The sequence below is a fragment of the Listeria ivanovii subsp. londoniensis genome, from assembly GCF_000763495.1.
Lineage (GTDB): Bacteria > Bacillota > Bacilli > Lactobacillales > Listeriaceae > Listeria > Listeria londoniensis.
Genome location: NZ_CP009576.1, coordinates 1165660 through 1182139, shown reverse-complemented (window position 1 = coordinate 1182139; position 16480 = coordinate 1165660). Strand labels below are relative to the sequence as shown.

Below are 16480 nucleotides of genomic sequence, written 5' to 3'. Positions count from 1 at the left end.
AGTCTTTTTAGTAATATTTTCAGATATTTTGCTTTTTTTACTTTTTAGGCTATAATGGAATGAAACTATGAAGCTTACTCCCAGCTAAACTTTCCGGGATTTTCTACGAAAGAAAGGTGACAAAAATGACAAAATCGATACGACCTGAATTACACGATATTCAAGTAAGTGGTATCAGAGCTTTCAATACACGAGTCGCTGGTATACCAGATATGATTCGTTTGACACTTGGTGAACCTGATTTTCCAACACCAGAACATGTTAAACAAGCTGCCATTCAAGCAATTCAGGATAATTTCACCAACTATACTCCTAATGCCGGTATGCCAGAACTGTTAGATGCTGCCTCTACTTATTTTCAAGAAAAATATAACTTAGAATACAATACAAATGAAATTATCGTCACGGTGGGCGCTACAGAAGCTATCTCTGTTGCACTTCAAACCATTCTTGAGCCAGGTGATGAAGTTATTTTACCTGACCCCATTTATCCTGGTTATGAACCACTTATTACTTTAAATAAAGCACATCCGATAAAAATAGACACAACAGAAACCAATTTCAAATTAACGCCTATGCAATTACAAAACCATATTACACCTAAAACAAAAGCACTTATTATTCCCTACCCTTCCAATCCAACTGGTGTTAGTTTAACAAAAGAAGAACTGGTAAATTTAGCAAATGTTTTAAGAGAAGCCGGTATTTTTGTTATTGCTGATGAAATCTATAGCGAATTAATCTATCACGAAGAACATGTTAGTATCGCTCCTATGCTTAGAGAACAAACAATCGTGATTAACGGCCTATCCAAATCTCACGCGATGATTGGCTGGCGAATTGGTTTTCTGCTTGCACCTGAAATAATCACCAAACAAATGTTGAAAGTCCATCAATATTCCGTTACTTGCGCGAGCTCTATTTCTCAAAAAGCAGCTTTAGAAGCCATCACAAATGGTAAGGATGATGCTTTTCAAATGCGTACCGAGTATAAAACTAGAGCAAACTTCACCCAAGATCGTTTAGAAAAAATGGGATTCACGGTGGTTCCACCTGATGGCGCTTTTTATTTCTTCGTAAAACTGCCAGATGAGATTACCGAAAATTCTTTTGACTGGGCTGTAAAGCTTGCAGAAGAAGCAAAAGTTGCAGTAGTCCCAGGCAATGCTTTTTCAGAAAAAGGCGACCGTTATTTCCGACTTTCTTATGCCACTTCTTTTAATAAGCTAGCAGAAGCATTGGACCGAATGGCTGCTTTCTTAAGCAAATAAAAGCCAAAGCAACTTTCTACTTTGGCTTTTCGAACAACTACTAATCTTAGTAGTTGTTTTTAACGATAATATTTAATTAATGCTTGTGTTCCTTCTTCACTTAGCCCACGTTCAGCTAATGTTACGTACATTTTTTCTGCTAGCAGAAGCCCCGGTAAATCCAGCTCCATTTGTTTCGCTTCCGAGATTGCTATTCCCATATCTTTAATAAAATGTTTTATAAAAAAGCCTGGTGAAAAATCATCTTTGAGTACACGAGGAATTAAATTGGTAAGTGACCAACTCCCTGCTGCTCCACCAGAAATAGATTCCAGTACACGAGATGGGTTAAGTCCGGCTTTCTCCGCATAAATAATCGCTTCTGTTACGCCAATCATATTGGATGCAATCGCAATTTGATTAACCATTTTCGTATGTTGTCCGGAACCTGCTTCTCCTTGTAAAATAACACTACTACCAAGTATAGCGAAAATTGGTTCTGCTTTTAGAAAAACAGTTTCATCCCCGCCAACCATAATCGCTAGGGTTCCATTTTTCGCACCAATATCCCCACCTGAAACTGGGGCATCCAAAACGCCGATTCCTTTTTCACTACCAATTTGAGCTATATTTTTTGCTAGTTCTGGAGAAGAAGTTGTCATATCAATAGCTATAGATCCCGGTTTCAAATGATTTAAAAAACCTGCTTCACCTAAATAGAGTGTTTCGACATCTTTTGGATAGCCTACCATTGAAATAAGCACATCTACTTTCGCTGCTAAATCTCTTGGCTCTTCTTCCCAGTGTGCACCTTTTGCTAAAAGCCCCTCTGCTTTTGATTTAGTTCGTGTATACACAAAAACGTCATACCCTGCTTCAAGCAAATGAGAAGCCATGCTCGTCCCCATAACACCGATGCCTACAAATCCAATTTTCTTCATTTCCAAAAACCTCCTATCCAAAACTAAGTCCAATAACAGATAAAATCGCAAAAAAGATACTAATTAATCCAACTAAAAAAATATGTACTTTTTTATACATAACAATAATTGCAATAAACTCTCTTATAAGCGCATTAGGCATATAATATAATGCTGTTTTTGCGCCTATTCCTTGACTCTTCAAACCTGCTTTCCTAGCATACAAACTTGCTCGGAATAAATGAAAATTATTAGTTGAAAACAAGCTATTGTAATCAGGCATAATCACATCCATTTTCTTTTTCGAAAATTGCATATTTTGAAGTGTATTAACCGACTTATTTTCCATAATAATAAATGTTTCGTCAATCCCTTTACTAATCAAATAGCCACGCATCGCTTCTGCTTCAGAAATAGTCTCGTTCGTACCTTGTCCACCTGAAACTATAAAAGTAGCTCGCTTTCCTTTTTTCATAAGTTGCTTTTGATAAAACGAAATTGCTCGGTCAAGTCGACTTGCAAGAAGTGGCGACACTCTATCTCCTCCTATTAAACCACTACCAAGCACAATTAGAAAATCTTGATTATATCTCGGAAAACTGTATTGGTAGATAAAAGTAGATAACAGAAAGGATAAAAATAAAAAAGAAAAATAACCTACCACTGTCATAATAAATACAATCAAAATTCCAAGCACTGGACTATTTGCTTGTAAAATATGGCCAAACCAAATAACAATTAGCGCAATAATACCTAAACCAATAAATAAAGGTAACATATTAGCTAATTTTCGCCCTTCTCGTTTAAGCATCAAACGTCCGTTAACAATGAGCAACGTTGCTAAACCAATAACAAAGAATGGGATAAGAAGTAATAATAAAAGTAATACTGTTCCCATTATCGAAACAAGTAATTCATTTCCTTTGGAAAAAATAGCATACACCATCGAAAGTAATAAGAAAAATAAAGCAATTGTTAAAAAAATCCCATTGCTAATTCTTCGTCTATCAATTATAGATAAAACGATAAAAAGAAGAAAGAAAAATCCCGCTAAAATATAGATAACCACACTGGTTGCCCCCTTTTTCTGCTAACTACCATTTTAATTATACTTGGGGAACTTCTTTTACACAACACAAAAAGACCTAGACAAATAAATGTCTAGGCCATCAATCGAGTTTTACTCTGCAGTATATTTTTCAACTAATTCTACAACTTCTTCCGCTGTAGATTTATTTAATGCTTCTTCTGCTAATTTCACCATTTCAGATTGATCTAAACGTTTGATTAGCGAACGAGATTTCAGAATGCTTGAAGCACTCATCGAAAACTCATCTAAGCCTAATCCTAAAAGAAGTGGTACAGCCGTTTGATCTCCAGCCATTTCTCCACACATACCAGTCCATTTGCCCTCTTTATGAGAAGCGTCAATAACCATTTTCACTAAACGAAGAATGGATGGATTGTAAGGTTGGTAAAGGTAAGAAACTCGTTCGTTCATACGGTCAGCAGCCATTGTGTACTGAATTAAATCATTTGTTCCGATAGAGAAGAAATCAACTTCTTTTGCAAATTGATCAGCAAGAACCGCAGCAGCAGGAATTTCAATCATAATTCCAAGTTCGATGGAATCAGATACTTCTGTTCCAGCAGCTTTTAGTTTTGCTTTTTCATCTAGTAAAATATCACGTGCTTGACGGAATTCATTTACTGTTGCAATCATCGGGAACATGATTTTCAAGTTGCCGTATACGCTTGCACGTAGTAATGCGCGAAGTTGTGTACGGAATAATTCTTCATTCGCAAAGCAAAGACGAATAGCACGGAAGCCTAAGAATGGGTTCATTTCTTCTGGAAGTTCTAGGTATGGTAGCGTTTTATCGCCACCGATATCTAATGTACGAACAACCACAGATTTTCCGTCCATTCCAGAAACTACTGCTTTATACGCTTCAAATTGCTCTTCTTCTGTTGGGAAATTATCGCGACCCATGTACAAGAATTCTGTACGATAAAGGCCTACTGCTTCCCCACCGTTAGAAATAACACCATCTAAATCAGTTGGCGTTCCAATATTTGCTGCAAGCTCAACGTGAACACCATCTTTAGAAACTGTTTTTTCATTTTTAAGTTTATCCCATTCTGCTTGTTGTAAAGCAAAATCGGCTTTGATTTTTTTATAGTGAGCGATTTGTTCTTCTGTTGGGTGGATGATAACATTACCTTCCAAACCATCAATAATAACAAGATCGTTCTTTGCTACGCTAGCAGTAACTTCTTTTGTTCCAACAACAGCTGGAATTTCAAGAGAACGTGCCATGATAGCGGAGTGAGAAGTACGACCACCGATATCCGTTACAAAACCTTTAACAAAGTTACGGTTAAGTTGTGCGGTATCAGAAGGCGTTAAATCTGCTGCAACAACAACTACTTCCTCATCAATTAAAGTAGGATTTGGAATAGTTACACCTAACAAGTGTGAAAGAACACGTTTACGTACATCTTTAATATCCGCTGCACGTTCACGCATGTATTCGTTGTCCATTGATTCAAACATGCCGATAAACATGTCTGTTGTTTCTTGTAAAGCTGTTTCTGCATTCGTCTTAGCAGATTTAATGCTTTCTTCAATTGGGCCTGTTAATTCAGGATCATTTAAAACAAGAAGATGTGCGTCAAAAATCTGTGCCTTATCTTCGCCTAAATCTTTAGCTGCTTTTTCACGAATCGCCGAAAGTTCTGTTTTAGAAACTTCTAACGCGCTTTCAAAACGTTTTACTTCACTTTCAACATCCGTAACTTCTGTTTTTTCATAGGAAAGATCAGGTTCAACGAGCAGATAAGCTTTCGCAATGGCAATCCCATCAGATGCTGCGATACCTTTCAACTCTTTAGCCATTATTCAGCCAATCCTTCTTTCTTAAGAACTTCCGTTAATCCTTCAATCGCTTCTTTTTCATCGCTACCTTCAGTGTAGATAGTAATGTCAGCGCCTTTACCAATCCCTAGAGACATAACACCCATGATTGATTTAAGATTTACTTTTTTGCCAGTGTATTCAATTTGAACATCCGAGCTGTATTTACTTGCAGCCTGCACCAATAGAGTTGCTGGGCGTGCGTGAATTCCTGTTTCATCGATTACTACAAAACTTGCTTGTTCCATAATTTACATTCTCCTTTGTAAAGAAATTTGTTGTAACCTTTTAAGCCAAAATTTTTTCAGCAAAAAAGACTATCCCTCAATTAAAAAGAGTACCATGTTTTACCCTTTGTTACAACTATTTGATTAAAATTTTTTTGATTGTTTTTTCCTGCACAAGCTTCTCTCATCCATTATTCACAAATAAAAAAGGCCTCTCATTTAAAAAATGTCACGAAATTGTCGCTTTTATAAAATTAAATAGTATTTTTGGAAGGCTTATAGTTGATTTTAATAGTATTTTAGTGCAGAATTTAAAGAAGGTTCAAAAATGCATACATTCTTTTTCAGCAAGATAGTGGCAACACCGAAAATTGAAGGAGTGATAACAATGGCAAAAGCACATGTTGGAGACATTATTGAATTTAAGGATGGCTTGACTGGAATTGTAGAAAAACTAAACGAAAATTCTGTTATAGTCGACTTAACTTATATGGACAATTTTAAAGATTTAGGCATTGAGGAAAAAACAGTTGTTAATCACAAAAATTATCAAATTATTCATTCTGTGGAAGAAGATGAGGATGAAGCCGAAGAAACCGAAGAATAAAAATCAAACACAATTTTCAGTGCGCAAAAATAAAGCATTTCTAAGAATCAGTGCTTTGTGTTTTTGCGTTTTTTATATGGGTGGAAATCAGGAAAGGAGAACTTGCAACCAATGAAAAATAAAACAAAAATTGCGATTATTGGTGCTGGACCAGGAAGTTTAGCAACCGCTATGCTTTTAAGCCAGCTGGATTATGAAGTGAGCATCTATGAAAAAAATGACCGGATTGGTGGTCGAACTGCCTTACATAAGTTGGGGAAATATTCATTTGACATTGGTCCGTCTGCTTTAACGATGACGCATGTTCTAACTTCTCTTTTTATGGATTGTAAGCGAGATATTCTCGACTATATCTCACTCTTACCAATTAACCCAATACACACACTTTATTTTAAAGATATTAGCTTTCCGCTTTATAGTGACTATGAAGCGACTAAAACCGTAATCGCTACTTACTTCCCTAGTGAAGAAAAAGGTTTTGATCGTTTTATGAGGGAGAACACTAAGAAAATGTTGTATTTAACCCCACTTAATCAATTTAATTATAGTTCATTATTTGACTTCTTTCGTCCAACTACGTTAAGGGCTCTTCCAAGTTTGACGCTTGGTAGATCTTTAATGGATGATTTAGCAAGATATTTTAATAGCAAGCATCTTCGCTTAGCCTTTTCCCTTCAAATGCGCTATTTAGGGATGTCTCCGTGGGATATACCAGCCGCCTATAGTATCATTCCATTTTCCGAATATTATTACGGGACCTATCACCCTATCGGCGGGCAGAATAAAATTGTCGAAGCGATGCAACAAGTAGTTACTGAGAATAAAGGAACATTCTTTTTTAACTCAGAAGTCACCGAATTTGAAGTAGATGGCAAAAAGATTACAGGAGCTAGGCTAGCAAATGGTCAAACAATTGAAGCTGACTATTATTTTACGAATTTAGATTTCATTTATTCGATGTCCAACGAAAAAACCAGACAAGTGGACAATAAAGAATACTCCTCTTCTGCTTTTATGCTCTACTTAGGTTTAAATACGGAACTTGCTTTTTCCCATCAGTCGATTATTTTCCCTAATGATTACCGAAAATTTTCTACTAATACGATGCAAAAAAAGGTGCTTTCGAAAGATCTAGCTATCCATGTAACCAATCCCTCTGCAACTGATAATACAATGGCACCAATTAATCATTCAAGCATTCGAATTATGGTCCCTGTTCCTAATAATTCCAGTCAAATAGATTGGAAAAAAGAAACAAAAGATTTCAGACAGTTAGTTTTAGATACAGTAAAAGAACGGCTAGATGTTCCAAAGTTAGAAGAGTATATTGAAGAAGAATTTATCATCACCCCAGAAGATTGGGAAGAAAAATATCACATCAAATATGGGGCTGTTTTTGGCCTGCAACATGTATGGAATCAACATGGCTTTCTTCATCCAACTAAAAAAACACCTAACTATAAAAATTTATTTGTTATCGGCGCTGGAGCAATGACCGGCAGTTCGCTTCCATATATTATCGAAAATGCACAAATCGCGACTAGAAAATTTTTACAAAAAGAAAAGAAATCCAAGTAATCATTACTCGGATTTCTTTATTTGTTTCTCCTCTTTTTCTAAACTGAAAAAATAACAAGCTGTAAAAATAATATTAGAAACAATAATAATAGCGATAGAGGTCCATAAATTAAGGTAGAATGATAAAAAAACAAAAAAGGCGATAATAATCCAATATACAATCACTATTTCTGATTTTAAATCAGGATACTTAAGTCGCTCCCACCCGTCTGTTAAACTTAAAATAAAGTAAATCATCAAATGTAAAATAAGACCGAGTAACCACCAGTTGATGAAATCAGATAGTTGTAAAATCGTAAAACCATTTTGTGTTATATAAAGTTGCTTTGATTGCATCGTTATTGGCTCAATTAAAACTTCGAAAATCATTACCATTGTCGCGGCTATAAAAGAATAAATACCGCCACGAATCCAGTCAATATTAATCTTTAGCGTGATTTCACGTGCAATAATATGTGTTCCGGCAATCATTCCTACCCAAATGAAGCCCATTGTGATAGGAATTCCGTAAATACTTCCGCCAAGTGTAGAACCAACATATTCGTCTGTATAGCTTAACTGCATCCACTCAATACACGTACTGACAACAAATACTAATAACGTAATCGCAGAACCAAGCCACTTTCCGTATTGCATAATAAAGAAAACAGCAGCAAAAACACCTGTGAAAACGAGAAATAGTGATTGAATAGTTGTTAAGTTTGGTGGAATAATATTTAAGGACACAAGTAATACATTACCTAAAAACCAAAAAATATAAATCCAAAGTAAAAATTTGTAGTTTTTTTCTAGCATCTGTTAACCACTCCTATTTTTTCATTATAAAGGAATTATTTAATTCTACAACTTTTATCTCATCTTTAGTATAATTGTTGCCAAACGTTTTCATTTGTTTTAAAGTAGTATGAGAAGTTATTTGTTAAGAAGAGGTGTAAAGTATTTGAAAAGCATCAAGATCGATTATAAACTTGTACTGGGACTTATTCTCTGTGCCCTACTTGTTATCTTAACATATCAGTTTCCTCGAGTTTTTTGGTATTTATATGGAGCTGGGATGTTATTTTTACTTAGTTTTGTGATTTTTAATGATGATTTAAAAAAAGAATATTCTTTTACTAAAGGAATATTACCTGGTGTTTTTTCTGGAATAGTTCTCTATATTGTCTTTTACATAGGCGCGTTTATTCTTAAGATTATGCCTGGAGGTTTAGAAAATTCTGTGGCAGCTGCTTTCAATAAATATGCAACTGACTCTTGGGTAATTTGGCTACTACTTGTTGTTGCTATCATCCCTGGTGAAGAAATATTTTGGCGAGGATTTGTATTAAAACGCTTAAATAATTATTTTAATCCTTGGTTTTCCAACATTTTTGCCGCATTATTATGTATGGTAATGATGTTTCCAAGTGGTAATTTTGCCGCAATCATTGGAATATTTGTCGCTTCCCTCGTTTGGAATGTGATGTACACCTACCGTTCAAGTTTGCTTATGGTATATGTATCTCATTTGACTTTCGCGTTTTTACTACTTGCTGCTCTTCCAATTTATTAATAATTACCTTTAAAAACCACTCCTTTTTTGGGGTGGTTTTTTTAAAAAAAGGAAGCAAAATACTTGAAAGTCAAAATAGGTCAGTATATAATAAAACCATAAGGTCAAAGATAGTCAAAGTCAAGGCCTTCAATTCTCATCTTTAAAGGAGGAACTGAAACTATGAATTGTGAAAAATGTAATCAAAATCAAGCTACAATCCAGTTATATATGAATATAAACGGCAAACGTGTCGAAATGCCACTTTGCGCGACTTGTTATGCAGAAGTTAGAAATCAAGCAAACTTTGGGGGGAATGATTTTCCATCAGGTAGCTCTCCCTTCGACGATATTTTCCGGCAACTAAGTGGTGCTGCAAATCAAGCAAATCGAGAACAACAAAGCCACGCTCAAGTACAAACCCAAGCAGGAAACGGCGGAAATGGTTTACTTGACGAATTTGGTACTAATTTAACAGATATGGCAAAAAACAACCAACTAGATCCAGTCATCGGTCGTGATAAAGAAATTAAGCGTGTGATTGAAATATTGAATCGCCGTAATAAAAACAATCCAGTGCTTATTGGTGAACCTGGTGTTGGTAAAACAGCTGTTGTCGAAGGACTTGCAAATGCGATTGTCGCTAGTGAGGTCCCAACGAAACTATTAAATAAAGAGGTCATTTTACTTGATGTGGCTTCGCTTGTTTCCGGCACAGGTATCCGCGGTCAATTTGAAGAACGTATGAAACAGCTAATCAAAGAATTGCAAGAACGTAAAAACACCATTTTATTCATTGATGAAGTACACACTATTGTTGGGGCAGGGTCAGCAGAAGGCTCGATGGATGCTGGAAATATTTTAAAACCTGCACTTGCTCGTGGTGACTTACAAATGATTGGTGCAACTACACTCAAAGAATACCGTACTATTGAAAAAGATGCAGCCCTTGAAAGACGCTTTCAACCGGTGACTGTAAACGAACCAACTATAGAAGAAACATTAACTATTTTAAATGGTCTAAAAGATAAATACGAAGACTTCCATGAGGTTGTTTACTCACCTGAAGCATTAAAAGCAGCTGTAGAGCTAAGTACACGTTACATTCAAGATCGCCATTTACCCGATAAAGCCATCGATTTAATGGATGAAGTTGGTTCTAAATACAACTTAGCTATCGAAAAACTAGACGAAAACACCGTAAGTGAACGTGTCGCTCATTTAGAAGAAGAAAAAAATCAAGCTCTGCAAAAAGAAGACTATGAAAAAGCAGCCAAAGTTCGTGATGAAATTTCTCGCTTAGAAGAAAATAAAACTAGCAACTCTTTCTCGGAACGTCCTGTTATTCAAGCTTCTGATATCCAAGCAATCATTGAAGAAAAAACAGGAATTCCAGTTGGACGCTTACAAGAAAATGAGCAATCAAAAATGAAATATCTTGAAAGTAACCTATCCGGACAAGTAATCGGCCAAGAAGCTGCTGTAAATAAAGTGGCTAAAGCAATTCGTCGTAGTCGAGTTGGTCTAAAAGCAAAGAATCGTCCAATTGGTTCCTTCCTATTTGTTGGACCAACTGGGGTCGGAAAAACAGAACTTGGTCGCTCGCTTGCTCGCGAATTATTTGGTACAAGTGAAGCAATGATTCGTTTAGACATGAGTGAATTCATGGAAAAACACAGTGTTTCTAAATTAATTGGTTCTCCTCCAGGTTATGTTGGTCACGAAGAAGCTGGACAATTAACTGAAAAAGTTCGCCGCAATCCATACAGCATCATTCTTTTAGATGAAATTGAAAAAGCGCATCCAGACGTTCAACATATGTTCTTACAAATTTTAGAAGATGGTCGTTTAACAGACTCTCAAGGTCGTACAGTTAGTTTTAAAGACACCGTCATCATTATGACAAGTAACGCTGGAGCAACTGACACAGAAGCTTCTGTCGGCTTTAACACTACTACTGATGCTAAACTTGAGAAAGGTTCTGCTATACTTGCTAAATTAGGGGCATACTTCAAACCAGAATTCTTAAACCGACTAGATAATGTCATCGAATTTAAAGCATTAGAAAAAGCTGACTTAGTACAAATCATTGACTTAATGCTTCTTGATTTAAATGAAATGCTTGCTCAGGAAGAAGTCACTATTGCTGTATCTTCTGAAGTAAAAGAGCATTTGATTGAACTTGGATATGATGCTAAATTTGGCGCTAGACCTCTTCGTAGAACCATCCAAGAGCATTTAGAAGATGCCATTGCCGACACATTAATCGATCAACCAGAGGCAAAAAAACTTAGCGCAACACTTGATGATACTAAGAACATTGTAATAAACGAACAAGTAACTGTATAATCCAACAAAGAAACAGGGACGAAAGCCTCTCTAAAAAAAAGCAAGAATCTTGTCTATTCCATTTTCCGAAATGGATTTATACAATGATTCTTGCTTTTTATTTTCTGTTTTTATCGTTGCGTTTAATTATGTCCTAGCCCTATATTATTAATTTTGATATGTTTTCCAATGGCTTTTTAATGCTAATGCTTCATGTTTTTTGATAAATGAATCTTTTCCATTACAATACGCTTCAATATCAGTTGGGTATTTTTGGGCAAGTGACTTCTTTAATTCGGAATATTCATGAGCAATTTCGTTATTTTCTCTTAAATAGTCTCTAAAAGAAAGATGGCGTTGTATTTCGGATATACTATCAAATTGATAAGCATGGATTTGATGTGTTCGAGTATCCCCGCCTTTTCTCATATACCTTCTACCAGGGAGACCAAATTCTCCCATGTATTCATATCCAATTTGTTCAAATTGTGTACTTGCACTATCTAACCTGGATAGGTCATTTACAACCAATAGGATATCAATTATTGGCTTAGCACTTAGATTTTCCACGGAAGTACTTCCAATATGAGCAATTAATACTTCATTTTTTTCAATAATTTCTCTTATAATACTCTTTTCGTCTTCAAAAAGCGTTTTCCACTCACTTTGATAGTCAACTATTTCTACTTTCATTACATTTCTCCTCTCTGTCCTACTTTATTAATAGAATTTCTTTTCATTTTACTCTATACTTTTCACAAAAAACTATAAATCACTTTATCATGAAAGACTTCACTTATTTATTAACCTGAATATGTTTCTAATGCCAATAAATATTGTTTTTTATCCATATCAGTCCCATTATAACCGCCAAGTTCCCCATTACTTTTTATACATCGATGACAAGGAATAATAATTGGAATTGGATTGGCGCGATTTGCTTGTCCCACTGCTTGAACTGCTTTTGGACTTCCCGCTGAAATGGCAATATCTTTGTAACTAACAACCTCTCCATATGGAATCTCACTTAAAGATTGCCAGACTCGTTTTTGAAATGGCGTCCCAACAAGGATTAATGGTAAATCAAACTGCTTTAACATCCCATCAAAATAAGCTTCTAACTGCTTCACTAAATTCATATAGATTGCTTGTTCGGTTCGTCCTCCAGCAACTATTTCCCAAGTAGACGGTTTATCGTATGAAACACTCTTTATGCCCTCTGTTTGAATACTAATATATAAAGTTCCTACTGGTGAAGCGATAGTTTTTTTCAGCATAAAATGGTTATGCCTCCCATTTTTTTATTTCTATAAAGATAGCATATTATACGAAAATCCGCAATCAAGTGTCATCTCCTATTAACATTTGATACCTTTTGTTACTTAACTGTTGGTTAATCGTTACAGATTCTAGGGAAAATAAACAGAGCTAAGTTCAACACAGAAAGGATTGTTCGTTATGGTAAACACCGCCGAGAAGCGCGAGAGTTATTTTGACAATGCCAAATTCATCTTAATTTTTTTAGTTGTTTTCGGCCATTTCCTCCAGACATTTATTGCAGAATATGCCAGTGTACGTATTCTTTATATTTATATCTACACTTTTCATATGCCTGCCTTTATTCTTATATCTGGCTTTTTCGCCAAAAGTTTTGGTCAATCAGGTTATTTAAAAAAAATGATGAAAAAGTTGATTCTACCTTATGCCTTTTTTCAGTTAATTTATAGTATCTTCTATTATTTTTTACTGAACAAAGAGAATCTATCTATTAAATTTTTAGACCCCGAATGGTCGCTATGGTTTTTACTTAGTTTGTTTTTTTGGAATATAATGTTACTTGTTTTTGCCAAATTAAAACCATGGAAATCCGTTACGCTGGCTCTTTTGATTGGGCTTATTGTTGGGTATTTTGATGTGATTGGTTGTTATCTTAGCTTATCAAGGACGCTCGTCTTTTTCCCTTTCTTTTTAGTTGGCTTCTTTTTAACAAAAGAGCATTTTTATTTTCTTAAAACACATTTTGCGACCATCATTAGCGGGATTTTCATTGTAGTATTACTTGTTTTTATCGCGATGAACCCTAACTTAAATGATAAATGGTTCTTAGGTTCCAAGCCATATGCTAATTTTGTTGAAGTGAAATCATTAGGGTTATTTATCCGTTTTTTAGTTTACTTTATTAGTTTTTGTTCGATTGCTGCTTTTTTTAGCTTAGTTCCGAGAAAGAGATTGTTTTTCACTAAATGGGGTAAAAATACACTTTACGTTTATTTACTACATGGCTTCTTTATTAAGTTCTTTCGGGAAGGCAGCCAGTCGGATTTTCAACATAGCCCAACTACCTTCTTTCTATTGTTCGCTACAACTTTCGCATTAACAGTACTATTATCTAGTCGCTTAGTGAAAACAGTAGTGCAACCAGTGATTGAACTTCGGACTTCGATGCTACATGATGTGTTTAGTAGGGTCACAAAGCGGGAAAGTTATTAAAGATGTAGAAAGAAAAAGGAGGTTATATTATGGAATCAAGAAAGCCGGAAATCATTATCGGATTAATTGGCTCTATTATTGGTATTTTTGTTGGATTTTGGATTATTAATTATGGGGATACAGTAACAGATTATATTCAAACCTTTACTTATTTACCTGGTGATTTTGGAAATGAATTAGCAAATCTTGGGTGGATTACTTTAATCGCATCTGTTGTCGCGCTAATCGCTTCTCTGCTAATTAAATCTGCACCACGTGGTTGGGGAGTTGTCTTAGTAGTTATCGGTGTCGTGTTATTCTTCATTATTGGTACTGCTTGGGTTATCTCCGGAATCTTAATCACGTTAACTGGGTTAATGGGTATTTTCCGACGCCCAGTACCAAAATCAACTTATTAAAATCGAAATCCTTAGTCTATAAATAGATTAAGGATTTTTTCATGCAAAAAACCTTTCTACAGATAGCAGAAAGGCTTTATTTTTAACCAGTAATGATTTTCTCTTTTGGTAAGCGAATCGCATTTTTCGGTTGATTTTTGTTTCTTAAACTAAGCATCGAATACATAATTCCCACTCGTCCAATAAACATTAAAATAATGATAATTAATTTACCAGGTGTTGATAAATCTGGTGTTAAACCAACCGACAAGCCACTGGTACCAAATGCTGAAAACACTTCATATATAACAGCACTAAGCGCGGCCGACTCCGTTTGCATTAAAATAACTATCGCCGAGATACAAAGGAAACCTGCAACAAGCGTTACCGCAAGTGATTTCCTCACATCTTCTTGGTGCAATTCTCTGCCAAAAATATAGACATGCTTTCGCCCACGAATAACCGAATAAATGAATAAGAGTGTAATCGCAAAAGTAGTTGTTCGTATTCCACCTCCGACAGAGCTTGGTGAGGCTCCAATAAACATTAAGAACGATACAAGTAAAAGTGTTGAGACTGAGAGTGCCCCGCTGTCAATCGTCTGTAATCCTGCACTACGCGAGGTTGCCGATAAAAACATCGAGTTAAAGAAACCAAAATCCCAAGACTTCCCGCTGAAGAAATGATTTGCCTCAAACAACCAAATTAACAAACCACCAACGATTAGGAGCACAAAATAGGTCAGTGTTGTTACTTTGACAAATAAAGAAAAGCGAAATGGAATAAGTGTATTTTTTTCAAATAAAAATCTTCTCGTTTCCAGCAATACCGGAAACCCAATCGCACCAGCAATAATTAGCAAAATAGAAATAAATTGCACAAAGTAATCATTCGCAAATGGCATCAAAGATTTCCCGGTAATGTCAACCCCTGCATTCGTGACAAGCGACACCGAGTTATACAGTCCTTGAAACATCGCATCCCAAAAATTAGGATAGATCGGAATAAAATAAACTCCCAAAATAAGTGCACCAACTAACTCAATCCCAAAAATAAGGACTAAGATTTCGCGCAACATTCGGACCATTCCACTCATAGTAAATTGATTCGTATCTGTCATAATCAGTTGTCTCTGTTTTAAGCCAATTTTTCTTTTTAAAATTAAATAAAAGAATGTGCTAATCATCATAACGCCAAGTCCGCCAATTTGAAAAATCGCCATTAAGACCCATATTCCAGCTGTACTATAAGTTTGACTCACATCCACTGTTGCAAGCCCAGTTACACTAACCGAACTCGCTGCCGTGAAAAGTGTATCGATGAATGACACTTTTACTCCTTTTTGCAAAGTAAATGGCATGCTAAGAACAATAGTCGAAATAGTAACCGCAATAAAATAATACGCAATAATTACTTGTACTGGCGTCATACGTGCCAAAACAAGCTTTAATCTTCTACGCAATTTTACTTCTTGATCATATTCAAACTCTTTTGTTTTGTTTCTCTTTTTTTCTCGCAATGATATAACCACCCAAACCTATTATTAGCATAACTGACCAGAATGTCAGCTTCCAAACTGCTGAATCTGGAAAATCTTCTGGAATAATTGCAACAGAAGGATGCGCTAGTGTTAGAACTGCCATCTTCACCCCTACCCAACCAACAATCAAAAATGCGGCTGTTTCAAGAGTAGGATAGCGTTCTAATAATTTGACTACTTGAGTTGCTGCAAAACGTATAACGACAAGCCCCGCTATTCCCCCGAGGAACATCACGATGAATTGTCCGCCGTTCATGCCACCAATATTAAAGTTTCCTAAATCAGGTAATGTCACAACTAGTGCGGCTGCAGCTAACATCGAATCAAGGGCAAAAGCAATATCTGTCAATTCTACACGTGCTACTACGCCCCAAAAAGAAGTCGGTTTTGCATCCGCAGCTTCTTGAACTTGTTCTTTTTTGCCTTTTTTCAGTCGCCACATATGCTTAATTGCTAGATATAACAAATAAATGGCTCCAATTGCTTGGATTTCCCATATTTTCACTAAAAATGAAATTAAAAAAAGTGCAATAAATCGGAAAACAAATGCGCCAACTAGCCCATAAAACAAAGCTTTTCGTTGCTTTTCATGTGGCAAACCTTTAACAATTACTGCCATAACCACGGCATTATCTGCTGAAAGAATTCCTTCTAAAACTACTAATACAAGGAAAACTAAGGCATATTCTCCCCAAATAGAAACATCCATTTCTCA

At 35.7% G+C, this 16480-nt stretch carries 16 protein-coding genes; 7 read left to right on the top strand and 9 right to left on the bottom strand.

What is annotated here, in order from left to right; all coding sequences use genetic code 11:
• Positions 1-125: 125 nt before the first annotated feature.
• On the top strand, positions 126-1271 hold the full coding sequence (locus tag JL53_RS05775; protein ID WP_038407035.1) for an aminotransferase class I/II-fold pyridoxal phosphate-dependent enzyme: 1146 nt from the start codon (positions 126-128) through the stop codon (positions 1269-1271).
• Between the two features lie 59 nt (positions 1272-1330).
• On the opposite strand, the gene JL53_RS05770 is transcribed toward JL53_RS05775, so the two are convergent.
• From JL53_RS05770 to JL53_RS05755, 4 genes are all read right to left on the bottom strand, one after another.
• A complete protein-coding gene (locus tag JL53_RS05770; protein WP_038407034.1) occupies positions 1331-2191 on the bottom strand; it encodes an NAD(P)-dependent oxidoreductase in 861 nt (286 codons plus the stop codon).
• Positions 2192-2204: 13 nt separating this feature from the next.
• Positions 2205-3239 (bottom strand): YdcF family protein, encoded by a 1035-nt coding sequence (locus JL53_RS05765; RefSeq protein WP_003719223.1) that lies wholly within the window; start codon positions 3237-3239, stop codon positions 2205-2207.
• 111 nt (positions 3240-3350) lie between these two features.
• A complete protein-coding gene (gene ptsP / locus JL53_RS05760) occupies positions 3351-5069 on the bottom strand; it encodes a phosphoenolpyruvate--protein phosphotransferase (RefSeq protein WP_003719222.1) in 1719 nt (572 codons plus the stop codon).
• Positions 5069-5335 carry a phosphocarrier protein HPr gene (locus JL53_RS05755; protein WP_003719221.1) on the bottom strand — a complete coding sequence of 89 codons (267 nt, stop codon included), beginning with the start codon at positions 5333-5335 and terminating at the stop codon, positions 5069-5071. Before JL53_RS05755 ends, ptsP begins: the two co-directional genes overlap by 1 nt.
• A gap of 307 nt (positions 5336-5642) precedes the next feature.
• Between JL53_RS05755 and JL53_RS05750 the strand changes: the two genes are divergently transcribed.
• Positions 5643-5921, top strand: a complete 279-nt coding sequence (locus tag JL53_RS05750; protein ID WP_077916407.1) for a YkvS family protein — start codon at positions 5643-5645, stop codon at positions 5919-5921.
• Between the two features lie 111 nt (positions 5922-6032).
• A complete protein-coding gene (locus tag JL53_RS05745; RefSeq protein ID WP_038407033.1) occupies positions 6033-7499 on the top strand; it encodes a phytoene desaturase family protein in 1467 nt (488 codons plus the stop codon).
• Between the two features lie 3 nt (positions 7500-7502).
• On the opposite strand, the gene JL53_RS05740 is transcribed toward JL53_RS05745, so the two are convergent.
• Entirely contained in the window at positions 7503-8294 is a 792-nt protein-coding gene (locus tag JL53_RS05740; protein WP_003719218.1) for a hypothetical protein, read from the bottom strand.
• A gap of 145 nt (positions 8295-8439) precedes the next feature.
• On the opposite strand from JL53_RS05740, the gene JL53_RS05735 reads away from it, so the two are divergent.
• On the top strand, positions 8440-9051 hold the full coding sequence (locus JL53_RS05735; RefSeq protein WP_038407032.1) for a CPBP family intramembrane glutamic endopeptidase: 612 nt from the start codon (positions 8440-8442) through the stop codon (positions 9049-9051).
• 162 nt (positions 9052-9213) lie between these two features.
• Positions 9214-11379, top strand: a complete 2166-nt coding sequence (locus JL53_RS05730; protein WP_038407031.1) for an ATP-dependent Clp protease ATP-binding subunit — start codon at positions 9214-9216, stop codon at positions 11377-11379.
• Between the two features lie 147 nt (positions 11380-11526).
• Here the strand turns inward: JL53_RS05730 and JL53_RS05725 are convergent, their stop codons facing one another.
• Positions 11527-12051: a GrpB family protein gene (locus JL53_RS05725; RefSeq protein ID WP_003719214.1), complete on the bottom strand. Its 525-nt coding sequence runs from the start codon at positions 12049-12051 to the stop codon at positions 11527-11529.
• Between the two features lie 110 nt (positions 12052-12161).
• The gene (locus JL53_RS05720) at positions 12162-12635 is read right to left on the bottom strand and encodes a methylated-DNA--[protein]-cysteine S-methyltransferase (RefSeq protein ID WP_003719213.1); all 474 of its coding nucleotides are present in this window, start codon (positions 12633-12635) and stop codon (positions 12162-12164) included.
• Positions 12636-12816: 181 nt separating this feature from the next.
• Between JL53_RS05720 and JL53_RS05715 the strand changes: the two genes are divergently transcribed.
• Together JL53_RS05715 and JL53_RS05710 are read left to right on the top strand one after the other, a co-directional pair.
• Entirely contained in the window at positions 12817-13848 is a 1032-nt protein-coding gene (locus JL53_RS05715) for an acyltransferase family protein (RefSeq protein WP_038407030.1), read from the top strand.
• Positions 13849-13877: 29 nt separating this feature from the next.
• Positions 13878-14246, top strand: a complete 369-nt coding sequence (locus tag JL53_RS05710; RefSeq protein WP_003719211.1) for a DUF4064 domain-containing protein — start codon at positions 13878-13880, stop codon at positions 14244-14246.
• 82 nt (positions 14247-14328) lie between these two features.
• On the opposite strand, the gene JL53_RS05705 is transcribed toward JL53_RS05710, so the two are convergent.
• Together JL53_RS05705 and JL53_RS05700 are read right to left on the bottom strand one after the other, a co-directional pair.
• A complete protein-coding gene (locus tag JL53_RS05705; RefSeq protein WP_074673830.1) occupies positions 14329-15663 on the bottom strand; it encodes a TrkH family potassium uptake protein in 1335 nt (444 codons plus the stop codon).
• A gap of 43 nt (positions 15664-15706) precedes the next feature.
• Entirely contained in the window at positions 15707-16474 is a 768-nt protein-coding gene (locus JL53_RS05700) for a MeeY/MeeF family manganese export membrane protein (protein WP_003719208.1), read from the bottom strand.
• Positions 16475-16480 lie beyond the last annotated feature (6 nt).